This is a genomic window from Methanofollis ethanolicus, from assembly GCF_001571385.1.
GTDB classification, from domain to species: domain Archaea; phylum Halobacteriota; class Methanomicrobia; order Methanomicrobiales; family Methanofollaceae; genus Methanofollis; species Methanofollis ethanolicus.
This window is the reverse complement of sequence record NZ_BCNW01000001.1, coordinates 1-22,567: the sequence shown is the minus strand read 5'-3', so window position 1 is coordinate 22,567 and position 22,567 is coordinate 1. Positions and strand designations below refer to the sequence as shown.

Here is a 22,567-nt window from a genome sequence, read left to right as displayed (position 1 = left end):
ATGAAAATAGTATATAAGTATCATTGCCCAATGAGGTTGCACTGCTCATGCAAGACACTGTTTCTAACATCCTTGAGAAGAAAACGGACGAGGATCTCCTTCAGGGCTCTGCCATCACAAGCTCTTCCGAGGTCACCGTCCCACCCCGGCTGATCGATCAGGTGATCGGTCAGGACGCAGCCGTGGAGGTGATTAAGAAAGCGGCCACCCAGCGCAGGCACGTGATGATGATCGGCAACCCGGGAACGGGCAAGTCGATGCTTGCGAAGGCGATGGCCGAACTCCTCCCCAAGGAGGAGCTCAAGGACATTCTCGTGTACCCGAATGTCGAGGACTCGAACAACCCCATCATCAGGACGGTAGCGGCAGGAAGAGGCAAACAGATCGTGACGGCTCACAAGGCCGAGGCCGCGAAGAGGAAGCAGATGAGGAACACTCTCGTCATGCTCCTGATCTTCGGCATTATCGGTTACGCTCTCATCGCCGGCCAGGCGCTGATGGGCATCATCGCCGCCGCCTTCATCTTCATGGCCCTCCAGTACTCGCGGCCGCGTGAGGATGCGATGATCCCGAAACTCCTCGTTTCCAGCGAACCGAACAGCATCGCTCCCTTCATCGACGGCACCGGTTCGCATGCCGGCGCCCTCCTCGGCGACGTCCGCCACGACCCCTTCCAGTCCGGCGGCCTGGAGACCCCGGCCCACGACCGCGTCGAGGCCGGCGCAATCCACCGGGCAAACGGCGGCGTGCTCTTCATCGACGAGATCAACACCCTGACCCCGCACTCCCAGCAGAACCTTCTCACCGCTCTCCAGGAAGGGGAGTTCCCCATCACCGGCCAGTCCGAGCGTTCGAGCGGTGCCATGGTCAGGACCGAGGCCGTGCCCTGCCGGTTCATCATGATCGCCGCGGGCAACCTCGACGCCATGCAGGGGATGCACCCTGCCCTGCGGTCCCGTATCCGCGGCTACGGCTACGAGGTCTACATGCAGGACACGATGCTCGACACCCCGGAGAACAGGGAGAAGTTCATCCGGTTCATCGCCCAGGAAGTCAAGAACGACGGGAAGATCCCGCACTTCGACAGGAGCGCCATCGAAGAGGTGATCAGGGAGGCACAGCGCCGTTCCAACAGGAAGGGCCACCTCACCCTGAAACTCCGTGAGATGGGTGGTCTGATCCGGGTCGCAGGCGACATCGCCAGGCAGGAGAGTGCCGATGTGACATCGGCCAGGCACGTCCTTGCGGCGAAGAACACGGCCCGCTCGATCGAGCAGCAGATCTCCGACGAGTATATCCACCGCAGCCGTGACTACGACCTCACCGTCGTGACCGGCACACAGGTCGGTCGGGTGAACGGTCTTGCCGTGATGGGTGCCGACTCGGGCTCGGTCCTCCCGATCGTCGCCGAGGTGACCCCGACCCAGGGGGCGGCCGGCACGGTCATTGCCACCGGTCTCCTGAAGGAGATCGCCCAGGAGTCGATCAAGAACGTCTCCGCGATCCTGAAGAAGTTCACCGGCAAGGACATCAAGAACATGGATATCCACATCCAGTTCATCGGGACGTACGGCGGTGTCGAGGGCGACTCGGCCTCCATCTCCGTCGCCACTGCGGTCATATCGGCCATCGAGGGTATCCCGGTGAAGCAGGACCTCGCGATGACCGGTTCCCTCTCGGTGCGGGGCGACGTCCTGCCCATCGGCGGCGTCACCTACAAGATCGAGGCGGCCGCCAAGGCCGGGATCAAGACGGTGATCATCCCGAAGGCGAACCTGGGCGACGTGCTCATAGAGGACCGCTACCGCTCCATGGTCGAGGTCATCCCTGTTGCGCATATCGAGGAGGTGCTCGAAGCGGCCCTTGTCCCGCAGAACCGCGAGCTCTTCCTGGACAAACTCAAGAAAATCGCCGCCGAGCCGGTGAAAAAGGCCCTCGAGTCCTCGGCGATCGGCGGTACCCATCTGGCAGCATAAGCATGGACAGCGTCCGTTACTATGATATCAGGCATGTCCGCGGCTCGGCCACTCACGTCGACATCGACAATGGTGTGGTCGAGTCCGCAGGCACCAGTTTTTTTGACCAGGCTGTTGTGAGGTTGCTCGGCCCGCAGGGCTGGGGCATCCTCGCCCTGGAGAACTTCGACCCCGACGCACCCTGCGACAGGCTGATCGCGCGGGCACTCGATCTTGCCGCGATCACAGGCGACGAGGTCGACCTTGCCGACGCCCCGCGGGGCGTTCTGCCTGTGCCGAAGGCCGGAGAGGATCCGGTCGAGGTCTCTCTTGAAGAAAAGACCGAACTTCTCTCCTCGATCGAGGGGGCGGCCAGGCTGCCGGGGATTGTCAACACCCGGGCCCGGTATGCCGAGTCGATCGAAGAAGTGCGCTTTGTCGATTCCTCGGGCTGCGAATACTCGTACGAGATCCCGCGCTGCGGTTTCTCGGTGGTTGCCGTCGCCTCGCGGAACGGCGAGATGCAGATGGGCCGGGAGAGCAACTACACGATCCTGGGCCTCAACCTCCGCCACAGGCAGGAGATGGGGGAAAAAGCGGCGCAGACCGCTCTCGCCCTCCTCGACGCGAAGGCGGCGAAGGGCGGCAGGATGCGGGCCGTGCTCGACCCCGAACTCGCCGGCGTCTTCGCCCACGAGGCGATCGGCCACGCGAGCGAGGGCGACCTGATCCAGGAGGGGAACTCTGTGCTTGCCGGGAAGACCGGGGAGAGCATCGGGAGTCCCCTCCTCACCATTGTCGACGACCCTTCCCTCCCGTACTTCGGTTTCGAACCGGTGGACGCGGAAGGTGTCGCCGTCGGGAGGACCGAACTGATCCGGAGCGGCAGGGTGAACGCCTACATGCACTCCCGGCAGACCCTTGCCGCGGTCGGCAACGGTTTTGCCGGCCATGCCCGGGCCGAACCCGGCGAAGCGCCCCTGGTGCGGATGAGCAACACCTTCATCGAGGAAGGCGACGCCTCGTACGACGAGATCGTCGCCGAGTGCCGGAACGGCGTGCTGCTGCAGGGTTCCCGCGGCGGTCAGGTTGATCCCGGCCGGGGTGTCTTCCAGTTCAACGCCGAGTACGGCTACATCATCGAGAACGGCGAGATCGGGACAATGGTCAGGGACGTCTCTCTCTCCGGGGACATTCTCGGCACTCTCCATGCGATCACGCTCCTCGGGAATGACCGGGAGATGCACGAGGGATATTGCGGAAAAGGCGGGCAGAGTGTGCCGGTAAGCGACGGTTCTCCTCATGTGCTCCTTGAAGATGCGGTGGTGGGTGGCAATGGAACTGATTGATGCAATCCTCCGTGCCGGTGCGGCAAAGGCCGACGAGGTGGAGGTCTATATCTCCGAAGGGGAGTCTGTCTCCGCCGACCTGAAACGCGACAGGATCGAGAATGCGGGGGGTTCGAAGGGCTTCGGCATCGGCATCCGGGTCGTCGTCGGCGGGCGCATCGGCGTCTCCTCGACCGCAAGCCCGAAGGACTGGGAGGCGTGCCTTGACGCTGCCCTTGCAAGCGCCCGCCTCGCCCACCCGCAGGATTGGGGCGGCCTTCCCGGCCCTGCCCCCCTCCCCGACGCCCCGCAGATCAACGACGCCTCTCTCCGCCTGGACGCGGCGACGGCGCGGTCGATCTGTATGGAGATGCTGGAGGGCGCCGCGGAGCACGACGCCGCGGTCACCGGCGGTTCTGCCTCCCTGGCGCGGGGAAAAGTGACGATCGCAAACACTTCCGGCATCCTGTACGAGCAGGAGAGGACGAGCACGGGTTGTTCCCTGGAGTGCATCCACGAGCGCTCGACCGGGTTCGAGTTCGACGCCTCTCCCTTCATGGACCTCGACCCCCGCAGGGTCGGTGAACAGGCGGCCTTTTTCGCAGAGCACGGCGCCGACGCCGGCGAGATCGAGACCGGGGACTACGACATTGTCCTCTCGCCGGTCGCCCTCTCTCAGTTCCTGGACTATGTCCTCGAACCCGCTCTCTCGGGGAGGAACGTCCATGCCGGTCGGTCCTGGCTTGCCGGGAAACTCGGCGAGACCTGCATCGGCGAGGAGATCTCGGTCTTCGACGACCCCTCCCGCCGGGGCCTGGGGAGCACGCGTTTCGATGCCGAAGGCGTGCCGGCGCGGACGATCACCTTCTTCGACCACGGCGTCCTGGCGCACTATGCCTACGACCTGCGGACCGCCTACCGCTATGGCCAGGAGAGCACGGGTTCGGCGGTCAGGGCCGGGCCTGGCGGTGCTCCCGCCATCGGCGTCCACACCATGGTCATCGACGGCCCGCGCGACACCGTCGACGACGACCGTGCGGTCTATGTGAACGACATTGTCGGGGCGCACACGGCCAACCCCCTCACCGGCGACTTCTCCGTCGAACTCTCCAATGCCACCTGGATCGAGGGCGGCGAGTTCGGCGAACCGGTGCGAAGCGCCATGTTCGCGGGCAATGTCTTCGACCTCCTCGGCGCCGTGGCGGCGATCGGGAGGGAGGAACGGATCGTCGGAAGCGCGATTCTTCCGGCGTTAAGGTTAAATAAGCAGCGTCTGATTGGTAAATAGATGATAGAAACCATCATTACCATCGCCGTGGTGATCGCAGTTGCCGCCCTCCTCTACTACTTCGTGAAGGAGGGGATGACCCTGATCATCAATGCCGTGGTCGGCCTCATCTGCCTGTACCTCATCAACATCTTCCACCTGATGGGTTACATCGGCGGGACCGACCTTGCCATCTCCTGGGCGACGGTGATCATCTGCGCCCTCGGCGGCGTGATCGGGGTGGTCCTCCTCGTCCTCCTCAACCTGATGGGGATCACCGTCTGAAATTCTTTTTTTCTGTGGGAGTGTTTCTCGGTTCTTCTGTTAATGGGAGGGAGGAGTATTTTGGGTGTACTTCAGGCTCTGGAGAATCGGGCATGATCTCCCGGATCAAGCATACCGGATGAAAATCTCGGCGTGCCTTCCCGCACGCTCGCGCCGGGGGTGCTGCCCCCGGGATTGCGATAGGGTCGGGAAGGCAGAAGGCGGACTTTCCATCTCTGAAAGGGGATGCTCGATGAGAGTCAGAGCCTCGTGCAAACCCGGAGAGTCGTTCTCCGGGATCATTTTCATGGAGCATATCTCAAAACAGGTCAGAACCCTCTACCATGCTGATAAAAAGACTCCTGTTCAGTTCTAAAAAATTTGGCTGTGTAGATATCTTTTTTTGATGTGTCTGAACCGGGAGACTACCGCACCCGGATCGCCGTGCAGGATAGGCTGGGGATGGCAATCTCCATCCCCTGCCTATCCTGTTCGCGCTTCCCGGGGCCAATCCTGTTTCGGGGGTCCGGGGGCAACGAGAAGACCGGAGGTCTTCGAGGCAGTCCCCCGGTGGAGTGTATGGGGAAGGCGGAGGTTTCGCACCGCCCCGTATGGAATTCAGGGGGACATCGACCCGAATAGGAGATTTTCTCCCGGCCCCCACCTGCATGCGGCCTCACACAGTACCCCTCTCTCGATCCCTCAAAACACATTCGCTTCCGAGTACACCTGCACCCTGTCACGCTGGATCTCGTACGGCTTGATCTCGCGCGAGTGGTTCGAGCCCCGCATCTTCACGACCTCGGCGGCGGGGTGAACCTCGGAGATCGAGGACGGCCGCACGTACCGCAAGAGGATGACGGTGTCGACCATATACTCGATGAGGGCGTACTTGCTCGCATAGGGGTTGTCCTGACTTGTCTCGGAGGTGAGAATGAGGGTGCACGCCTCGTCCCGCATCATCTCGACAAACCTGAAGAGTTCGTGCCGCCGCGTCGCCTCCTCGGTGAAGAGGCCCTCGAAGAGGGATATCGGGTCGATGACGACCCGTGTAGCCCCGACCTGTCTGATAAGTCTTGGAAGCTCGTTTTTTATCTGGTTGACCGCGACGGTGAAGTCTGTCGGGTCGAGCTTGATCACAAAGAGGGACGTATCCCTGTAGGTGTCCAGATCCCATCCCTTCCTCTCGATATCCTTGTAGATCATCTCGGCCCTTTCGTCGAGGGAGATAAAGACCGCCTTCTCCCCCTGCTTCAGCCCTTCATAGACGAACTGAAGGGCGAACGTCGTCTTTCCCGTGCCGTATGTCCCGACAATGGCGCAGACACTTTTTTCGAGGAGGCCGCCGTCGAGCATCGCATCGAGCCCCTCGATCCCGAACATGACCCTCGCTTCCTCCTCCATTATATGACCACCCTGATGTTGGAGACCTCGAAGCCGTTCCCTGCCGTGATCCGTATCGCGAACTTCACCAGGTTCCGCTCCTCCAGGTGGGGCATCACACCCCTGAACTTCTGGATAGACATCGTCCTCTGCCGTCGCATCCCCTGCGTCTCCTCCCATGCAAAGAGAAAGACAGCATCCGCGCAGTCCTGGACCTCGGTCTCCTGCAGGGGAGGGAGGACGCCGCGGGTGAGGGGGAGGTAGACCACCGACCCCCAGCGTTTCGCAACCCTCTGGAGGCCCCGCAGGAAACTGCTGAAGGCCTCCCAGCGCTCGCCTGTCCCGGCCTGAGCGGCGAGATCGGTGAGGGAGTCGATGATGATCACGCTCTGCGCCTCTGCCCCGGAGAGGACGACCGATAATTCGGTGAGGAGGCTTTCCCGCCGGGTATGCTTCTGCATCCGGGAGAGCACGTCGCCCTGCGAGTACCACTCCGGGGGCACGACGCTTGCATCGAAATAGACCTCGGAAAGATCCTCGAAATGGACGCCACCCTCAAGGAGAGGATACATCTCAGGACTCACCGAGAGTGCTGCCTCGGCGAGGACGTCCTCCTTGAGTCGTGTCATTGTGATGTAGAGGACCTCACGGGGCGCCGGGCTCAGTCCCTCGCGCTTCATCCGGGCGAGGGCGATCGCCGCGGTACGGACGAAGTCGCTCCCTCCTGCCCCGATCTCGCTGAGGAGCAGGACCATCGATCCCGGGGGGACGCCGCCGTCAAGGACAGGATCGAGGGATCCGATCCCGGTGGGGATCCTCACGTCAACTCGTGCCTCCACATCCATGCGAAGCTTCATTCGCCGTGCTATAAAAGAGTAGCAGATAGGGTTACACTTTGTGCCAGACGACCTTGCCCGCGCCTGACCGAAAAAGTAGAGATAAATAGGATCTTCGATCTACCCTTCAGCAACACGGAGTCAGCCATGCATCTGCCGTTTTTTCGAAAAGGGTCGGGAGGCCCGGAAACTGTTCAGGAGTACGATCCCGGAACAGATCCCGCTCTTGTGGAAGCCGAGATTCCAAACGGCCTGGATCCTGTCGAGCAGTACTGGGTGGAGGAGGGCCGGTCCCTCGTCGCCATTGTCCGGGACAGGCAGAGCGGGCAGGCTGAATACCATCTCTTCGAGCCCGTGCTCTCGAAATTTGAGCACGAGATCCTTGAGAGGCTATATGAGGACCTGCGTGACGTCCTTATCCTCTCCGAGGAGGAGATGATCGCCGACCGTCGCCGGGTCCTCCTCAGCCGGACGCATGCCCTCATCGGGGAGTATGGGGTCTCCCTGGACCGCCTGCCCCTCGCAAAGGTCGAGTATTACCTGGTGCGGGATTTCCTGGGCTGGTCCCGCCTGGACGGCCTGATGAAGGACCCGGATATCGAGGACATCTCCTGCGACGGCGTCGGCGTCCCTGTCTTCCTGTATCACCGGCGGCACAAGAACATCAGGACGAACCTTGTCTTTGCCGAGGAGGAACTGGACTCCCTTGCCATTTCGCTGGCCCAGCGCTCGGGAAAACATGTCTCGGTGGGGAGCCCGGTCGTGGACGCCACCCTCCCGGACGGCTCGCGCCTCCAGCTCACCTTCGGACGCGAAGTCTCGACGCGGGGCACCTCCTTCACGGTCAGGAAGTTCCGGGCCGAACCCTTCACGCCCATCGAACTCCTCGACCTCGGCACCTTCTCCGCGGAAGAACTCGCCTATTTCTGGACGGCGATCGAGAACAACAAGAGCCTCCTCTTTATCGGCGGGACGGCGAGCGGAAAGACCTCCTCGCTCAACGCCGTCTCCCTCTTCATCCCGCCCCTCGCGAAGGTCATCTCCATCGAGGATACGCGGGAGATCACCCTCTTCCACGAGAACTGGGTCGCCTCGGTGACCCGGGACACCCTCTCGGGCGAAGAATCGTCTTCCATCTCGATGTTCGACCTTCTCAAGGCGGCGATGCGCCAGAGGCCCGAGTTCATCATCGTCGGCGAGGTGCGGGGCGAGGAGGCGCAGACCCTCTTCCAGGCAATGAACACCGGGCACACCACCTTCTCCACGATGCATGCCGGGACCGTCGACGCCGCCATCCACCGTCTCGAAAACGAACCCCTGAACGTCCCGAGGAACATGGTCCAGGCCCTCGACATCGTCAGCGTCCAGGCGCTCACCTACCAGGGGACAGAAAGGGTGCGGCGCTGCCAGGAGATCGTGGAAGTCGCAGGCGTGGACCCCGGCACCGGGAACCTCAGGGTGAACACGGTCTTTGCATACGACCCTGTGCGCGACACGATGGAGTACACGGGCCGGTCCCTGGTGTACGCCCACGCCGTCGAGACGCGAGGCTGGGACTCCGGGAGGCTTGAAGCCGACATCATGGAGCGGATCCGTGTCCTTGAAGCGATGAAGGTGCAGGGGATCGTCGATTACCGCCGTGTCTCCCGGATCGTCCAGGCCTTCGCCACCAACCGCACCGCCGTCCTCGACCATCTCGACGACCTCTCAGGGCTGTTCCCATGACCCCGGCGCCCGGCCCCGGCCTTTTCCGGCGGGTCGCCGGCGCCCTGATCAGGCGGGACCCGGTGAAGTACGGCACCATCAGGCAGGACCTGATTTCGGCCCGCATGGGCATCACCGTCAGGGCCTATGTGCAGAGGGCCCTCCTCATCTCCCTCTGTGCCGGACTGTTCTGCGGCATCGTTGCATTCATCCTCTCCGGGATGGCAGTCCTCCCGGTCGGCGAGGGGATCGTCAACCTCCTCTCCATTCCCCTGCCCGACGTCGGCAGCGGCACGCCCCTCTGGTACCTCCTGCGCGTCCTTGCCTTTTTTGCCGGTGCCCTGATCGGCGGCTTGCTCGCCTATGCCCTCCTCCTCAGGTACCCCGCGGTCGAGAAGAGCAACAGGGCAACGAAGATCAACCTCTCCCTGCACAACGCCGTCTCGTACATCTATGCGATGCGCCGGGGCGGCGCCGAGGTGATGGAGATCTTCCGGTCCCTCTCGGAGAACGCCGGGATATATGGAGAGAGCGCCCTGGAGTTCAGGCAGGTGGTCCGGGACACAGACTACTTCGGCTCAGACGTCTTCACCGCCATCAGGCACCTGGCCCGGACGACGCCCTCGGTGAAAATGAAGGATTTCCTGGAGAACCTCCTCTCTGTCGTCGAGAGCGGGGGGAACCTCTCCGCCTACCTGGAGACGCAGGTGCGGATCTTCCAGGACGAGGCGAGGTTCGAGCAGAAACAGTTCATCGCCACCCTTGAGTTCGTCGGTGAGGCCTATGTGACCGTCTTTGTGGCTGGTCCCCTCTTCCTCGTCATCGTGATGGTGGTGATGGGGCTGGTCGGCGGGTCGGCGGTCACCCAGTTGTCCCTCATCACATACGTGCTCATCCCGATAGGTTCCCTGATCATGCTCCTCTTCGTCGACCTCATCTCGGTCAGGGAGGACGTGCCCGAACGCTACACCCGCGTGAAGGTGCTCGACCACTTTAAAGATATCAGGGTTGTCGGGGAGGAGGATGAAGAACCGCTGTTTGCACAGCTGGCACAGTACGACCGGGTCAGGGGGGTCAGGGCCTTTCTGCGCAACCCCTTCCGCGCATTTGTCCTCGACCCCGGGCTGACCTTCTTCGTCTCCCTCCCGGCCGCACTGGTCTACCTCGGCGCCGTCCTCCTCTCCCTGCCCGCGGGACTATCGGCAGAGACAGCCATCGCCCTGGTCGACGACCATGTCGTCATCGCCTTCCTTGTCATCCTTGTTCCCTATGCGGTCTTCTACGGCCTCTGGAACAGGAAGGTCAGGGGCATCGAGGCCGGGGTGCCGGAGTTTCTCTCCAGGATGGCAGGGATGAACCAGGTCGGGCTGACCCTCGCCCAGGCACTCGTCATCCTGGTGCGGACCAACCTCGGCGTCCTCTCGTACGAGATCGGGCGGATCAACCGGGACGTTGCCTGGGGCGCCAGCGTCTCCGATGCGCTCGTCCGTTTCGAGAGGCGGGTGCGGACCCCGGCCGTCTCCCGGTCTGTCACCCTCATCACGACGGCGACGCGGATGAGCGGGAACATCTCGGAGATCCTCACCATAGCGGCAAAGGACGCCTGGATGTCGGCAGTGCTCAGGGAGGAGCGGTCCTCGGCGATGCTCCTCTACCTTGCGGTCATCTACCTTGCCTTCTTCGTCTTTATCTTCGTCGTCGTCGTCATCGCCTCCCAGTTCCTCCCTGTCCTCGGCGATGTGGCGGCCTCGGCGGGCGAGATGGAAGGGGTGCTGCCGGGCTTCGGCACTGCTGCCCTCCTCCCTTTCAAGCGCCTTCTCTACCATGTCTGCCTCGTCCAGGCAGTCTTCTCCGGTCTTGTCGCCGGGAAGATGGGCGAGGGTTCAGTGCGGGCCGGCGTGAAACATGCCGCCGTGATGCTTGTCGTCGCGCTCGTCGCCTTCAACCTGCTGGTGTGAGTGTGGGGTGGTGCCCGCGGCCCCTCCTGAAAAAACCAATATCTTTTATATCCGGGAAATGATCTCACCTGTATGTGCTCTATTGGCGGAGGCACGGATATCGAACTGGAGGAGCGGGTGAAGGGAAAGACCTACAAATGCAGGGAATGCGGAGAACACTTCAAAACGGTCGGAAAACACCCGGTCTGCCCCTCCTGCCAGTCGGAGGACGTCGAGCAGACATGATCCTCCACCCGGGTGAGGACGAGTTCGTCCTTATCAGGTCTCCCTCATCTTCTTTTCTCCTTGCAGGCCGTGCACGCGACCGCTTTGCCCTCGTTGTCGACACGGCGGACGACGAGTACTGCGAACCGGTCAGGCCCGGTGACCTTGTCTGCGTCTCGGCCCCTGAGGGGGGTTCGGTGCGGGCGGCGGCGATGCTTCTTCTCCTTGTCCGCGACCACCACTATCCGGTCGTCGCCCTTCCGAAGGGCCATCCCGGTGTGAAACGCATCCCCATGGTCGTTTCGGCCGCCCCGGAGATCACCCTCTCCTGCGGGATTGTGCGGGGCACCCACCCCGACCAGCGCCTCCTCTGTTCAGGGGCAGAACTTGCAGGCCTTGTCCTCCGGGGTGGGGAGGATTCTGTCACGCTTGAAGGCCTTCTTCCGGGGTGCACGATCTTGTATATATGTGTGAACCGTGCTCTGGTGGATGAATAACAACAAATATAAAGGTAATTTCCATCAAATATGTGTAGGCCGTGAGAGGAGGGTTGGATGAAGAGTGAGGTTTTAAAGAGCATCAAGCAGGCAGAAGAAGAGTATACGTCAATGGTCAGCACCGCTCGGCTTGAGCAGAAGCAGAAGCTTGCGGATGCGAGAGCGGAGGCCGAACACATCGTTGAGAAGGCCGCCGCCGATGCAGAGGCATACAAAAAATCGCGTCTCGCTGATGCCGGGACCACGGCCGCCAGAAAGCGTGCCGAGATCCTGAAGAACGGCGAACAGCGGGCAGCGAAGCTCAAAGCGGACAGCCTTGCGAATCTTGATAAGGCGGTCGAGTTGCTCGTCTCGCGTTTCAAGGAGCAGCTGCATGTTTCAGCCTGAACGGATGAGTCGTATCCTGGTTGCAGGATCCAGAGACCAGATGGATACGATCATCCGGGAGCTGTACCACCAGAACGCTTTTCATATTGAAGATTTTGTCGAGAAGGAAGACGAGGCCTACGAGGGTTTCAAGATCGGCATGCCCCTTGCGGAAGCAAGCACGGCGTCTACCGAACTGATCAAGATCCGGTCTATGGAGAACATCTTCGGGATCAGTCCCGACGCTCTCCCGGCGACCAGAAAAGAAAATACCCCCGCACTGAAGGCCGAAGTCGACCGGAAACTTGCCGCATTCGTCAGGGATGTCGAGGATCTCACTGCACAGCGGTCCAGACTTGAGGCACAGGTGAAGACCCTCGAGGGGCGTGTTGCCGCACTCGAACCCTTCGCCGCTGTTCCTCTTGATATGGACCTTTATCACGGCTATGAAGGACTATCCGTCTTTGCAGGCTACGTCGAGTCAGACGTCGAGATCCCGGTCCCCCACGAGAAACATTTCGTCCCTGCCGGCAAGGGCGGGCAAAACTTCATTGTCGTCTTTGTCCCTGCATCAGATGCGGACGCGGCTGACCGCGCCCTGCTCGAAGCAAAGTTCCAGTCGGTCCCCATTCCCGAAGGCGCAGGCCCTGTCAAGGACCTGATCTACGATGCCCGGGGAAAAACCGCCGGTCTCAACGAAGAGATCGCGAAGATCGCCCGGAACCTTGAGGAAAAGAAGAAAGAATACGGTGAATTCCTCGTTGCATACGACGAATACTTCACGGCCGTCGTGGAACAGGCGGAGGCCCCGCTGCGGTTTGCAACAACGGAAGACGCCTTTGTGGCAGAAGGCTGGGTGCCGTCGGAGCGGGTCGAGGCGATCATTGCCGCCCTCACCCATGCGACCGCCGGCAAGGTCTATGTCACCAAGCTCGAAACCGGCGACGACCCGATGGCCGTCCCTGTCGAGTACGACAACCCAAAGTTTTCGCACCCGACCGAGCTCTTTATGGACATCTACGCGCGCCCGCGCTATGACGAGTTCGACCCGACGCTTCTCCTTTCGATCGTCTTCCCGATCTTCTTCGGTCTGATCCTGGGAGATGTCGGCTACGGTGTCGTGCTCCTTGCGATGTCCTATGGCCTGCGGCGTATCTTTACGTCCGATGGCTGGACCCGGTTGCTGGACATCCTGCGGAACGCATCGGCGATGAGCATCATCTTCGGTGTGCTCTTCAGTGAGTTCTTCGGGACCTCTCTACCCTGGGAACCGATCTTCTATTCCAGACACCTGAATATCGGCGGGCATGCGATTCATCACCCGATGGTTGCCGAACTGCTGATAGTCTCGGTCTGGATCGGTCTGTTGCATATCTCCCTTGGGCGTCTTCTCCATGTGAGAAACCTCAGGCGTGCGATGCACCAGGACGCCCACGTCACGAAGGAGATCCTCGGCCAGTTCGGCTGGCTCTCCACGATGTGGGGTATCGTCATCACAATCTGGTCGATGTTCCCGATCCCGTTGATGGTCGACCTCACCGGTTTTGCACCGGTGGCAATGGGTCTGAACGCCGCGGGCATCTTCGGTGCCATCCTTATCCTGCTCGGCATCGTCCTGATCGGTCAGGAATCTCCCCTCGAACTGATGGAGCTCCCGACGATCATCAGTCACGTTCTCTCGTACACCCGTCTGGTTGCGGTCGGTCTCTCGTCGGTCGCGATCGCGATGGTTACAAATTTCATCGCGATCGATCTGATCATCGGCCCGCAGCTCGAATCACTCACCATTGCGGGAGTGGTCATTGTCCTGATAGGTCTTGTCGTCCTGCTCCTTGGCCATACGCTCAATATCGCACTCGGCATTCTGGGCGGCGGCCTGCACTCTATCAGGTTGCACTATGTTGAGTTCTTCACCAAGTTCTACAATGGTGGAGGAAAGAAGTACAATCCTTTTGGCATGAAGAGAAAGTTTACGGAGGAATAAACTATGGCAGATCCAGTTGTTGCTGAAATGACTCTCGAAATGATTCAGGCATCGCAGATGGGACTTAAGGCAGTCGGCGCAGGCCTCGCTGTCGGCCTTGCCGGTGTAGGTACCGGTCTTGGTGAGATGGGCATCGGTGCCGCCGCCATGGGCGCGACCGCCGAGAACAAGGACATGTTCGGTCTTGCACTGCTCTTCACCGTTATCCCCGAGACTATCGTCATCTTCGGTCTTGTCGTTGCTCTGCTGCTGCTCTTCTAAATACGAAGTGAACACGGAGTGAACGATGGGACTGGAAGCTGTCGTTGGAGATATCAAGGAAAAAGGCCGGAAAGGTGCAGCGCAGATCCAGGCAGAGACTGATGCAGAGGTCAGGCGCATCCTGAGCGAAGCGCAGGAGCGTGCGGCGTCGATCAAGCAGCAGGCCGAGGAAGAAGTGGAGCGAGACGTCCAGCGTATCATTACCCAGGAAGTCTCGGCCGCAAACCTCTCGGTCAAGCGTGAAGTGCTCAACGCCGAGAAAGACACCCTCTCCAGAGTCCACGAGGCCACGATTGCCCGGATTGGCGATCTGCCTGCAGACTTCCATGCGCAGGCCCTCCGCGCCCTCCTTCCCCTGGCGGCTGAAGCCCTCGGGGGCGGCGTGGTGTACTGCAATGCCCGTGATATCCCAACCGTAAAAGAGGTCCTTGCCGAGAGCAAGGACCTGTCAGGCTTCTCGGTCGGCGAACCCGTCTCCATTGAGGGCGGGATCGTCGTCGAGAGCGCCGACGGCCGGATGAAGATCGATTATACATACCGCACATTCCTGGAGACGGTATGGGAGTCAGGGCTCAAGGATGCGTCTGATATCCTGTTCCCCTGAGGAGGATAGGGCATGGCTGACGTAGGGGGTCCTGCCCCATACATTTACGTCTCCACGCGCATGCGTGTGCGCAAGGCAAAGTTGATCCCGCGGGAAGAGTACCTGCGGATGCTCAACATGAGCCTGCCCGAGATCACCAGGTTCATCGGCGAGACCGAGTACAAGAAGGAGATCGACGAACTCGGTTCGTCCTTCTCCGGCATCAACCTCATCGAGGTCGGCCTCTCCTGGAACCTTGCAAAGGAGTATCAGGAGATCCTGAAGATCACCCCGTCCGGACTGATCCGGTTCGTGCAGAGTTACCTGCGCCGGTGGGATATCCAGAATGTCCTGACCATCCTCAGAGGAAAGGTCCAGGGCGTGAAGGCCGGGAAGATCAAGGAAGTGCTCATCCCCGCGGGTGAGCTTGATAAGAACGTCCTCGACCGGCTCCTTGGCGAAGACTCCCCCGAGAGGATCGTGGAGTCTCTCAAGGACCGGCGCCTGGGCCCTGTGCTCTCTGCCGGGCTGCACGAGGCCCTGGAGACAGGCTCTTTTGCGAAGCTCGAGAACGAGCTCTACAAGCAGCTCTATGTCCAGATGATCTCGGACGCGAAGGGCGGCATCAAGGGCGGCAACGTCTTCCTGAACTATATCCAGATGGAGATAGACCTCAGGAACCTGATGAACCTCTTCCGTTTCCGCGCCGCGCATGCAGGCGAGGAGATCAGGGATCTGCTCGTCCCGGGCGGCAAGGCCTTCACGGTCGATGAACTGATGCGGATGAGCACGATCGAGAGCCTTGACGAATTCGTCGACGCCGCGAAGAAGAAGACGCGGGACCCCGAACTCGTCGCAGTCTTCGACGAACTCCAGCAGCAGCGTTCGATCCACGAGATCGAGGTCATGCTGACGAAGTTCGAGCTCAAACAGATGGAAAGGCTCTCCAAGCTCTATGCCTTCTCGGTTCTTCCGATCCTTGCCTACCTTGAGATGAAGAAGTACGAGGTTGCAAACCTCCGTGCCATTGCCCGGGGGAAGGAGTACAACCTGCCGAATGAACGCATTCAGAGTTACCTGGTGATGTAAGAATGGAGATTGCAGTTATCGGAAGCAATGAGTTCGTCATCGGGTTCAGGCTTGCGGGCATTCAGAAGACAATCGCCGCGGAAAGCGACGATGCCCTGAAAAACGCCATCCACAACGTCCTTTCGGACGGGTCGGTGGGCATCCTGGTGCTGAGTGGCAGCGATATGAACAGGCTCCCCCTGCGCCTCCGGAGCCAGCTTGAGGAGTCCGTGAGGCCGACAGTGATAGCGGTCGGTGAGGAAGAGGGAGGCCTCTCCATGCGGGAGAGAATAAAGAGATCGGTCGGTGTTGATCTGTGGAAGTAAAAGCAGCGTCAAAGACAGGCACTTCGACAGGAGTGCTCAAGAGAATTTCAGGCCCGGTCGTCACGGCCGTCGGTCTCGACGCCCACATGTTCGATGTGGTCAAGGTCGGGAACGAGGAGCTGATGGGCGAGGTCATCAAGATCTCGGGTGAGAACGTCATCATCCAGGTCTATGAGGCCACCGATGGCATCCGGCCAGGCGAACCGGTGGTGAACACAGGCATGCCGCTCGCGGTCGAGCTCGGCCCCGGTCTGCTGAAGAGCATCTACGACGGCATTCAGAGGCCGCTCGAAGTGCTCCTGGAGAAGATGGGCAGTTTCATCGAGCGCGGTGTGACCGCACCCGGCCTTGACAGGACGACGAAGTGGGACTTTGTCCCGGTCGTGAAGGCTGGCGATCACGTCGTGCCCGGCATGGTCGTCGGCACGGTTCAGGAGACCACGTCGATCCTCCACAAGATCATGGTCCCGCCCAACATGAAGGGCGGCGTGGTCAAGAGCATCAAGGGCGGGTCTTTCACCGTCGAAGAGACTGTCTGTGTCCTTGAAGACGGCTCAGAGATCCAGCTGATGCAGAAGTGGCCGGTTCGTGTGCCGCGGCCGGTGACCGAGAAGATGAACCCTGACATCCCGCTCGTTACCGGGCAGAGGATTCTCGACGGGCTCTTCCCGATCGCCAAGGGCGGCACCGCCGCAATTCCGGGCCCCTTCGGCTCGGGAAAGACTGTCACCCAGCAGCAGCTTGCAAAGTGGTCTGACGCCCAGATCGTGGTCTACATCGGCTGCGGCGAGCGCGGCAACGAGATGACCGAGGTGCTGACCGAGTTCCCGGAGCTCGAGGACCCGAAGTCGGGCAGGCCGCTGATGGAGCGGACCATCCTGATCGCGAACACCTCGAACATGCCCGTGGCAGCTCGTGAAGCGTCCGTGTACACCGGTATCACCCTTGCCGAGTACTTCCGTGACCAGGGCTACGACGTCTCCCTGATGGCCGACTCCACCTCCCGGTGGGCAGAGGCCATGCGTGAGATCTCTTCCCGGCTCGAAGAGATGCCTGGCGAGGAAGGCTACCCTGCATACCTTGCAGCCCGCCTCTCCGAGTTCTACGAGCGTGCCGGCCGTGTAACGACCCTCAACAACCTTGAAGGCTCGGTCACGGTCATCGGTGCGGTTTCGCCGCCGGGCGGCGACTTCTCGGAGCCGGTCACCCAGAACACCCTCCGTATCGTGAAGGTCTTCTGGGCACTCGACGCCAAGCTCTCGCAGCGCCGTCACTTCCCTGCGATCAACTGGCTCAACTCGTACTCCCTGTACCTCGACGTCCTGAACACGTGGTACGACAAGAACATCTCGCCAGAGTGGAACCCCCTCCGCAGCTGGGCGATGAATGTTCTGCAGAAGGAGTCAGAACTCCAGGAGATCGTGCAGCTCGTCGGTTCCGACGCTCTCCCCGAGGAGGAACAGATCACCATCGAGGTCGCCCGTATGCTCCGTGAGATCTTCCTGCAGCAGAACGCCTTCGACGCTGTCGACACCTACTGCTCCCTCGAGAAGCAGCTCGACATCCTCAAGGCGATCCGCGCCTACGCCGACCTCTCCTCCGCGGCCCACGCCGCCGGTGTGATGCCGTCCCAGATCCTGGCGATCAAGGCGAAGAACGACCTGCCGCAGATCAAGTTCGTCCAGGACTACAAGCCTGAACTCGAACGGATCCTGAAGGCAATGAAGGACGAATTCTCTGGACTGAAGGCGGGAATGGCATGAAGGAATACAGAACGATCAAGCAGATTGCAGGTCCGCTGGTCTTCGTCGAGAAGACAGAGCCGGTCGGCTATAACGAGCTTGTGAACATCGTCCTCGCGGACGGCACTATCAAGCGCGGCCAGGTGCTCGACACCTCCGACGACCTCGTGGTCGTCCAGTGTTTCGAGACCACTGCAGGTATCGGCCGTGACTCCGGCGTCAGGTTCCTTGGCGAGACGATCAAGATGCCGGTCGCGAAGGAGATGCTCGGCCGTATTCTCTCCGGCGGCGGCAAGCCCATCGATGGCGGTCCCGAGATCGTGCCTGAAAAGAGGCTCGACATCACCGGCGCCGCGATCAACCCGTACGCCCGTGCGTCCCCGGCCGATTTCATCCAGACCGGTATCTCGACCATCGACGGCACGAACACCCTTGTGCGCGGCCAGAAACTCCCGATCTTCTCGGGTGCAGGTCTCCCGCACAACGATGTCGCCCTGCAGATCGCCCGTCAGGCACGGGTGCCGGGCTCCACCGAGGAGTTCGCCGTCGTCTTCGCTGCGATGGGTATCACGAAGGAAGAGGCCAACCACTTTATGGCCGACTTCGAAAGGACCGGCGCCCTTGAGAGGGCCGTCGTCTTCCTGAACCTTGCAGACGACCCGGCCGTCGAGCGTATCATCACCCCGCGTCTCGCACTGACGACCGCGGAGTACCTGGCGTACGAAGTCGGTTACCATGTGCTCGTCATCCTCACCGATATGACGAACTACTGCGAGGCCCTCCGTCAGATCGGTGCGGCCCGTGAAGAAGTGCCGGGTCGCCGCGGCTACCCGGGGTACATGTACACCGACCTTGCGTCGATCTACGAGCGTGCCGGTATTGTCAAGGGCAAGAAGGGCTCTGTCACCCAGATCCCGATCCTCACGATGCCGGGCGACGATATCACCCACCCGATCCCCGACCTTACCGGGTACATCACCGAGGGCCAGATCGTGGTCTCCCGTGAGCTCCACCGCAAGGGTATCTACCCGCCGATCAATGTCCTGCCGTCCCTGTCCCGTCTGATGAACCTCGGTATCGGGAAGGGCCACACCCGGGAAGACCACAAGAAGGTTTCCGACCAGATGTACGCCGGCTATGCGGAAGGCAACGACCTCCGCGGCCTCGTGGCCATCGTCGGCAAGGAAGCCCTCTCCGAGCGTGACCGCGGCTTCCTGGAGTTTGCCGACCTCTTCGAGGGCAGGTTTGTCAGGCAGGGCCTTGACGAAAACCGGACGATCGAGGACACCCTTGATATCGGCTGGGACCTCCTTGCGACGCTGCCGGTCGAACAGCTGGTGCGTATCGACCGCGACCTGATCCAGAAGTTCCACCCGCTCTACCGCAAGGGTGCGAAAAAGGCAGAGGTGTAAGGTCCGATGGCGCTCAGAGATGTCAAGCCCACGAGGTCGGAGCTGATCAACATCAAGCGGAAGATCAAGCTCTCCGAGCGGGGCTACAACATCCTCAAGATGAAGCGCGACGGGCTGATCCTTGAGTTCTTCAAGGTGCTGAAAGAGGCGAAGGACACCCGGGGCGAGATGCTGCGCAAGTACCAGCACGCCCAGGAGATGATCGCCCTTGCAAACACGGTCGAAGGGACGATCGGGGTGAAGGCTGCGGCGTTCTCCGTGAAGGAGAACCCGGAGATCACCCTCAAGTCCAAGAACATCATGGGCGTCGTCGTCCCCCAGATCGAGGCATCGAAGGTGAGAAAGAGTCTGGTCGAGCGTGGCTACGGTGTGCTCGGGACCAGGTCGGTCATCGACGAGACTGCCGAGGCCTACGAGGAACTCGTCGAGGCGATCATCGAGAGCGCCGAGGTCGAGACGACGATGAAGCGCCTGCTCGATGAGATCGACCACACCAAGAGGCGTGTGAACGCCCTTGAATTCAAGGTGATCCCTGAACTGAAGGCCGCCGCCTCCTTTATCAAGATGCGGCTCGACGAGATGGAGCGCGAAGAACTCTTCCGTCTCAAGAAGATCAAGGCGAAGACCGCGGCAAAGGCTGCGGAATCTGCCTGATCCTCTTTTTTGTTCCTGCCCCGGCGACATGCGTCCCTGAAGGCGTGGTCTGTGTTTTTCTTTGCTGACGAATGGGTTCGTGCCGATACGGACGAAAACCAATATCATTTTATCCGCCCAACGGATACGGGGACATAATAATCCCTATGGTGGCAGGTTATCTCATGACAATAGGAACCCTCTCTGAACTTGATCCCGCTGGAAAGACGGTCCTTCTCCGCCTGGACCTGAACTCCCCCATCGACCCCACATCAAACCAGATCCTGGACGACAAACGGTTCCGTGAGCACCTGCCCACGATCCGGCACCTGGAGGACTCCAGGGTCGTCATCCTCACCCACCAGAGCAGGCCGGGCAAGAAGGACTTCACGACTCTCCAGGCCCATGCCGAGAAGCTCGGGCACATGCTCGGCCGCCCTGTCGGGTACGTCGACGATATCTTCGGGCGGGCGGCGCGGGAGGCGGTCTCCTCCCTCCATGTCGGCGAGGTTCTGATGCTTGAGAATGTCAGGTTCAATGCCGAGGAGAACCTGACTCTGGCACCCGAGGCGGCGAAAGGTACTCATATCGTGCGCAGACTCGCTGCGATGGGCGACGTCTTTGTCAATGATGCCTTTGGCACTGCCCACCGCTCACAGCCGACCGTGGTCGGCCTGCCCATGCTGATGCGGTCGTCGGCCGGTCTCCTGATGGAGCGTGAGGTCTCGAATCTCTCCCGGGTCTTCACCGGGGCGCCGCGGCCGGTGACCTTTGTCCTGGGGGGGACGAAGGTGGACGACTCTGTCGCGGTGGCGGAGAACGTGCTTGAGAATGGCATCGCCGACCGTGTCATTGTCATCGGCGTGGTGGCGAATGTCTTTTTGATCGCCGCCGGCTACGATATCGGGAAGCCGTCCAGGGATCTCGTCGCCCAGTTGAAGTATGCGGCCGAGATCGAGAGGGCGAAGGCTCTTCTCTCCCGTTTCGGCGACAGGATACTCTTCCCCGACCAGGTGGCGGTGCGGGAGGCGAATGCCCGCGCCGAGTACCCGGTCGACCGTATCCCGGCCGACGCCCCGGTGATGGACATCGGTTCTGACGCCCTTCAGACCGTCTGCGATGCGATAGGGTCCTCGGGGACGGTCGTACTGAACGGCCCCGCGGGTGTCTTCGAGGACACCACCTTTGCGGTGGGAACGTTCGAGATCCTGAGGGCTTCATCGAAGGTGCCCTTCTCCGTTGTCGGCGGCGGTCACACGGCCGCGGTGATCGAGAAGATGGGGCTCGAGTCGGCCTTCACTCACATCTCCACCGGCGGCGGGGCGTGCATCGAATTCCTGACCGGCAAGAAACTCCCCGCGATCGATGCGCTGGAAAGGTCGCAGGGGATCTTCAGGGTCTGAAGCCCTTCTTTTTTCAGCCCTGCGGGAAGGGATATATGCCAGCAGGCATATGTCCGGGGTGTTTGGCCTGGGGGTATGTCATGAGAGAGTTGAGCGGGAGGGTCGCCGTACTGTGTGTGGCCCTCTGTATCCTGCAGGTCGTCGTTCTTTCAGGGGCGGCGGCTAATGTCACTGTCAGTACTCATGTGACTGTCGTCACCGATACCGATGCTGCACCTCCTCCCGGCGGGAGTGGCGGGTCCGGTGGCTCTTCTGGTGGGGATGGCGGAGGGAGCGGAGGTTCGTCGGGTAGTGGCCAGACCGCCCCTCCTGCTGGCGATACGGACGGGAATGTCACGGTAGATGAGGATGTATCTGTCAGGGAGACCGGGAGCGGCGAGGCCTCTTCCCCGGCGACTCTTCTGAGAAATGCCGGTGTTCTGGACGGAAACCTGACCTGTCTTGCCTGCGAGGGGAACGCGGTGGTGGGAAATGTCCTGAGGATCGCCGGTGTCTTTCAAAACCCGGGCCCTGCCGACACGAATGCAACTCTTGTGGGCAATGTATTCAGGGGCGGTGCATTTGTCGGCGTTATCGACGGTGAGCCGCGGGCGGTCATGGCAGGGGCCGAGGAAAACCTGTCCATGAACTTTACTCCCCGGGAACCAGGGGACTATCTGGTCCGCGCCCATGTGGTGTACGGCGGGAAGATGACCGGTGTCTCGGATGTGTCCTTCCCTGTCACGGATGGTGGTACGGTTCCTTTTCTCTTCCCCTTTGTCGGTGCGGCTCTTCTTGTTGCTGTCTATGCGGCCGTCAGGTGGCAGAGGCGGAACTCCTGACATCCTTTTTTTGGTTAAATTTATTTTATCTCTTTTGTGGCGTAGTGTCGCTGTATGTGGCTGTTATACGGAGTCAGGCGCATCATGGTCTCCCTGTCTCCTGAAGGGCAGGGGATAAAATTATATTGTGGCAATTATATCGTCTGAAGCGATGCACCGGTGCGGTCACCGGTCGTCGCGGGGGCATGGTCGTGGATAAGCAGGTTCTGGAGATTTTTGTGCTTTGTAGTATCTTTCTGGCCGTTGTATCCCCTCTAGCGGCTGGTGCCGATCTGGATATGTCGGTAATGAGGGGGCCTTTTCCCGGTGATGGGGTCTCTCCTTTTCATCCGGAGAGGGATATCCCGCTTATGAAACCGGGACCGAAGTTCGATCTGACCGATGACATGACCGACGATCTGATCGACGATCTGATCGACGATCTGATCGATGACATGACCGATGATCTGATCGACGATCCGACCACCGACCCGACCACCGACCCGACCACCGACCCGACCACCGACCCGACGACCGACCCGACCACCGACCCGACGACCGACCCGACCACCGACCCGACCACCGACCCGACC

The 22,567-nt window shown here is 61.0% G+C and carries 22 protein-coding genes; 19 read left to right on the top strand and 3 right to left on the bottom strand.

The window, feature by feature from the left end; all coding sequences use genetic code 11:
* Positions 1 to 47 precede the first annotated feature (47 nt).
* Genes lonB through MEFOE_RS00095 form a run of 4 tightly spaced genes read left to right on the top strand, consistent with a single transcriptional unit; the run spans position 48 to position 4,835 of the window.
* The gene (gene lonB, locus MEFOE_RS00110) at positions 48 to 1,976 is read left to right on the top strand and encodes an ATP-dependent protease LonB (RefSeq protein ID WP_067046538.1); all 1,929 of its coding nucleotides are present in this window, start codon (positions 48 to 50) and stop codon (positions 1,974 to 1,976) included.
* A 2-nt stretch (positions 1,977 to 1,978) separates the two neighbouring features.
* Positions 1,979 to 3,304 carry a TldD/PmbA family protein gene (locus MEFOE_RS00105; RefSeq protein ID WP_067046535.1) on the top strand — a complete coding sequence of 442 codons (1,326 nt, stop codon included), beginning with the start codon at positions 1,979 to 1,981 and terminating at the stop codon, positions 3,302 to 3,304.
* The gene (locus MEFOE_RS00100) at positions 3,291 to 4,571 is read left to right on the top strand and encodes a TldD/PmbA family protein (protein ID WP_235809521.1); all 1,281 of its coding nucleotides are present in this window, start codon (positions 3,291 to 3,293) and stop codon (positions 4,569 to 4,571) included. Before MEFOE_RS00105 ends, MEFOE_RS00100 begins: the two co-directional genes overlap by 14 nt.
* Positions 4,572 to 4,835, top strand: a complete 264-nt coding sequence (locus tag MEFOE_RS00095) for a pro-sigmaK processing inhibitor BofA family protein (RefSeq protein WP_067046523.1) — start codon at positions 4,572 to 4,574, stop codon at positions 4,833 to 4,835.
* Positions 4,836 to 5,516: 681 nt separating this feature from the next.
* Here MEFOE_RS00095 and MEFOE_RS00085 read toward each other — a convergent pair.
* Both MEFOE_RS00085 and MEFOE_RS00080 read right to left on the bottom strand, forming a co-directional pair.
* Positions 5,517 to 6,218, bottom strand: coding sequence for a KaiC domain-containing protein (locus MEFOE_RS00085; RefSeq protein ID WP_067046517.1), 702 nt, complete (start codon positions 6,216 to 6,218; stop codon positions 5,517 to 5,519).
* On the bottom strand, positions 6,218 to 7,042 hold the full coding sequence (locus tag MEFOE_RS00080) for an RAD55 family ATPase (protein ID WP_067046514.1): 825 nt from the start codon (positions 7,040 to 7,042) through the stop codon (positions 6,218 to 6,220). Before MEFOE_RS00080 ends, MEFOE_RS00085 begins: the two co-directional genes overlap by 1 nt.
* 219 nt (positions 7,043 to 7,261) lie before the next feature.
* Here MEFOE_RS00080 and MEFOE_RS00075 point away from each other — a divergent pair, with 219 nt between their 5' ends.
* The 15 genes from MEFOE_RS00075 to MEFOE_RS00010 all read left to right on the top strand — a co-directional run bounded on the left by MEFOE_RS00075 (position 7,262) and on the right by MEFOE_RS00010 (position 21,995).
* Entirely contained in the window at positions 7,262 to 8,758 is a 1,497-nt protein-coding gene (locus MEFOE_RS00075; RefSeq protein ID WP_328585431.1) for a type II/IV secretion system ATPase subunit, read from the top strand.
* The gene (locus MEFOE_RS00070; RefSeq protein ID WP_067046507.1) at positions 8,755 to 10,695 is read left to right on the top strand and encodes a type II secretion system F family protein; all 1,941 of its coding nucleotides are present in this window, start codon (positions 8,755 to 8,757) and stop codon (positions 10,693 to 10,695) included. Before MEFOE_RS00075 ends, MEFOE_RS00070 begins: the two co-directional genes overlap by 4 nt.
* A gap of 72 nt (positions 10,696 to 10,767) precedes the next feature.
* The gene (locus MEFOE_RS13895) at positions 10,768 to 10,920 is read left to right on the top strand and encodes a hydrogenase maturation nickel metallochaperone HypA (protein ID WP_160329460.1); all 153 of its coding nucleotides are present in this window, start codon (positions 10,768 to 10,770) and stop codon (positions 10,918 to 10,920) included.
* Positions 10,917 to 11,396 carry a hypothetical protein gene (locus MEFOE_RS00065; protein WP_067046505.1) on the top strand — a complete coding sequence of 160 codons (480 nt, stop codon included), beginning with the start codon at positions 10,917 to 10,919 and terminating at the stop codon, positions 11,394 to 11,396. The genes MEFOE_RS13895 and MEFOE_RS00065 overlap by 4 nt, the downstream gene beginning before the upstream one ends.
* Positions 11,397 to 11,453: 57 nt before the next feature.
* Positions 11,454 to 11,783 carry a V-type ATPase subunit subunit G family protein gene (locus MEFOE_RS00060; protein ID WP_067046501.1) on the top strand — a complete coding sequence of 110 codons (330 nt, stop codon included), beginning with the start codon at positions 11,454 to 11,456 and terminating at the stop codon, positions 11,781 to 11,783.
* A 40-nt stretch (positions 11,784 to 11,823) separates the two neighbouring features.
* The gene (locus MEFOE_RS00055) at positions 11,824 to 13,746 is read left to right on the top strand and encodes a V-type ATP synthase subunit I (RefSeq protein WP_328585430.1); all 1,923 of its coding nucleotides are present in this window, start codon (positions 11,824 to 11,826) and stop codon (positions 13,744 to 13,746) included.
* Between the two features lie 3 nt (positions 13,747 to 13,749).
* A complete protein-coding gene (locus MEFOE_RS00050; RefSeq protein WP_067046496.1) occupies positions 13,750 to 14,007 on the top strand; it encodes an ATPase in 258 nt (85 codons plus the stop codon).
* A 25-nt stretch (positions 14,008 to 14,032) separates the two neighbouring features.
* Positions 14,033 to 14,611, top strand: coding sequence for a V-type ATP synthase subunit E family protein (locus MEFOE_RS00045; RefSeq protein WP_067046493.1), 579 nt, complete (start codon positions 14,033 to 14,035; stop codon positions 14,609 to 14,611).
* 12 nt (positions 14,612 to 14,623) lie between these two features.
* On the top strand, positions 14,624 to 15,679 hold the full coding sequence (locus tag MEFOE_RS00040; protein ID WP_067046490.1) for a V-type ATP synthase subunit C: 1,056 nt from the start codon (positions 14,624 to 14,626) through the stop codon (positions 15,677 to 15,679).
* Positions 15,680 to 15,681: 2 nt separating this feature from the next.
* Entirely contained in the window at positions 15,682 to 15,984 is a 303-nt protein-coding gene (locus MEFOE_RS00035) for a V-type ATP synthase subunit F (protein WP_067046487.1), read from the top strand.
* Positions 15,975 to 17,747 carry an ATP synthase subunit A gene (locus MEFOE_RS00030; RefSeq protein ID WP_067046484.1) on the top strand — a complete coding sequence of 591 codons (1,773 nt, stop codon included), beginning with the start codon at positions 15,975 to 15,977 and terminating at the stop codon, positions 17,745 to 17,747. The genes MEFOE_RS00035 and MEFOE_RS00030 overlap by 10 nt, the downstream gene beginning before the upstream one ends.
* On the top strand, positions 17,744 to 19,138 hold the full coding sequence (locus MEFOE_RS00025) for an ATP synthase subunit B (RefSeq protein WP_067046481.1): 1,395 nt from the start codon (positions 17,744 to 17,746) through the stop codon (positions 19,136 to 19,138). Before MEFOE_RS00030 ends, MEFOE_RS00025 begins: the two co-directional genes overlap by 4 nt.
* Positions 19,139 to 19,144: 6 nt before the next feature.
* A complete protein-coding gene (locus tag MEFOE_RS00020) occupies positions 19,145 to 19,792 on the top strand; it encodes a V-type ATP synthase subunit D (protein ID WP_067046479.1) in 648 nt (215 codons plus the stop codon).
* Positions 19,793 to 19,956: 164 nt separating this feature from the next.
* Complete coding sequence (locus tag MEFOE_RS00015) at positions 19,957 to 21,174, top strand: phosphoglycerate kinase (protein WP_067052791.1); 1,218 nt, start codon at positions 19,957 to 19,959, stop codon at positions 21,172 to 21,174.
* Positions 21,175 to 21,254: 80 nt separating this feature from the next.
* The gene (locus MEFOE_RS00010; protein ID WP_153015811.1) at positions 21,255 to 21,995 is read left to right on the top strand and encodes a hypothetical protein; all 741 of its coding nucleotides are present in this window, start codon (positions 21,255 to 21,257) and stop codon (positions 21,993 to 21,995) included.
* A 325-nt stretch (positions 21,996 to 22,320) separates the two neighbouring features.
* On the opposite strand, the gene MEFOE_RS14720 is transcribed toward MEFOE_RS00010, so the two are convergent.
* Complete coding sequence (locus MEFOE_RS14720; protein WP_394326513.1) at positions 22,321 to 22,521, bottom strand: hypothetical protein; 201 nt, start codon at positions 22,519 to 22,521, stop codon at positions 22,321 to 22,323.
* Positions 22,522 to 22,567: the final 46 nt, after the last annotated feature.

What these genes read in the sequence shown, in the direction of transcription:
- MEFOE_RS00055 (WP_328585430.1), top strand. Translation starts at nt 11,824, where the DNA reads ATGGATACGATCATCCGGGAGCTGTACCACCAGAACGCTTTTCATATT.
- MEFOE_RS13895 (WP_160329460.1), top strand. Translation starts at nt 10,768, where the DNA reads ATGTGCTCTATTGGCGGAGGCACGGATATCGAACTGGAGGAGCGGGTG.
- MEFOE_RS00040 (WP_067046490.1), top strand. Translation starts at nt 14,624, where the DNA reads ATGGCTGACGTAGGGGGTCCTGCCCCATACATTTACGTCTCCACGCGC.
- MEFOE_RS00035 (WP_067046487.1), top strand. Translation starts at nt 15,682, where the DNA reads ATGGAGATTGCAGTTATCGGAAGCAATGAGTTCGTCATCGGGTTCAGG.
- MEFOE_RS00100 (WP_235809521.1), top strand. Translation starts at nt 3,291, where the DNA reads ATGGAACTGATTGATGCAATCCTCCGTGCCGGTGCGGCAAAGGCCGAC.
- lonB (WP_067046538.1), top strand. Translation starts at nt 48, where the DNA reads ATGCAAGACACTGTTTCTAACATCCTTGAGAAGAAAACGGACGAGGAT.
- MEFOE_RS00105 (WP_067046535.1), top strand. Translation starts at nt 1,979, where the DNA reads ATGGACAGCGTCCGTTACTATGATATCAGGCATGTCCGCGGCTCGGCC.
- MEFOE_RS00025 (WP_067046481.1), top strand. Translation starts at nt 17,744, where the DNA reads ATGAAGGAATACAGAACGATCAAGCAGATTGCAGGTCCGCTGGTCTTC.
- MEFOE_RS00085 (WP_067046517.1), bottom strand. Translation starts at nt 6,218, where the DNA reads ATGGAGGAGGAAGCGAGGGTCATGTTCGGGATCGAGGGGCTCGATGCG.
- MEFOE_RS00060 (WP_067046501.1), top strand. Translation starts at nt 11,454, where the DNA reads ATGAAGAGTGAGGTTTTAAAGAGCATCAAGCAGGCAGAAGAAGAGTAT.
- MEFOE_RS00050 (WP_067046496.1), top strand. Translation starts at nt 13,750, where the DNA reads ATGGCAGATCCAGTTGTTGCTGAAATGACTCTCGAAATGATTCAGGCA.
- MEFOE_RS00080 (WP_067046514.1), bottom strand. Translation starts at nt 7,042, where the DNA reads ATGGATGTGGAGGCACGAGTTGACGTGAGGATCCCCACCGGGATCGGA.
- MEFOE_RS00070 (WP_067046507.1), top strand. Translation starts at nt 8,755, where the DNA reads ATGACCCCGGCGCCCGGCCCCGGCCTTTTCCGGCGGGTCGCCGGCGCC.
- MEFOE_RS00045 (WP_067046493.1), top strand. Translation starts at nt 14,033, where the DNA reads ATGGGACTGGAAGCTGTCGTTGGAGATATCAAGGAAAAAGGCCGGAAA.
- MEFOE_RS00065 (WP_067046505.1), top strand. Translation starts at nt 10,917, where the DNA reads ATGATCCTCCACCCGGGTGAGGACGAGTTCGTCCTTATCAGGTCTCCC.
- MEFOE_RS00015 (WP_067052791.1), top strand. Translation starts at nt 19,957, where the DNA reads ATGACAATAGGAACCCTCTCTGAACTTGATCCCGCTGGAAAGACGGTC.
- MEFOE_RS00095 (WP_067046523.1), top strand. Translation starts at nt 4,572, where the DNA reads ATGATAGAAACCATCATTACCATCGCCGTGGTGATCGCAGTTGCCGCC.
- MEFOE_RS00020 (WP_067046479.1), top strand. Translation starts at nt 19,145, where the DNA reads ATGGCGCTCAGAGATGTCAAGCCCACGAGGTCGGAGCTGATCAACATC.
- MEFOE_RS00010 (WP_153015811.1), top strand. Translation starts at nt 21,255, where the DNA reads ATGAGAGAGTTGAGCGGGAGGGTCGCCGTACTGTGTGTGGCCCTCTGT.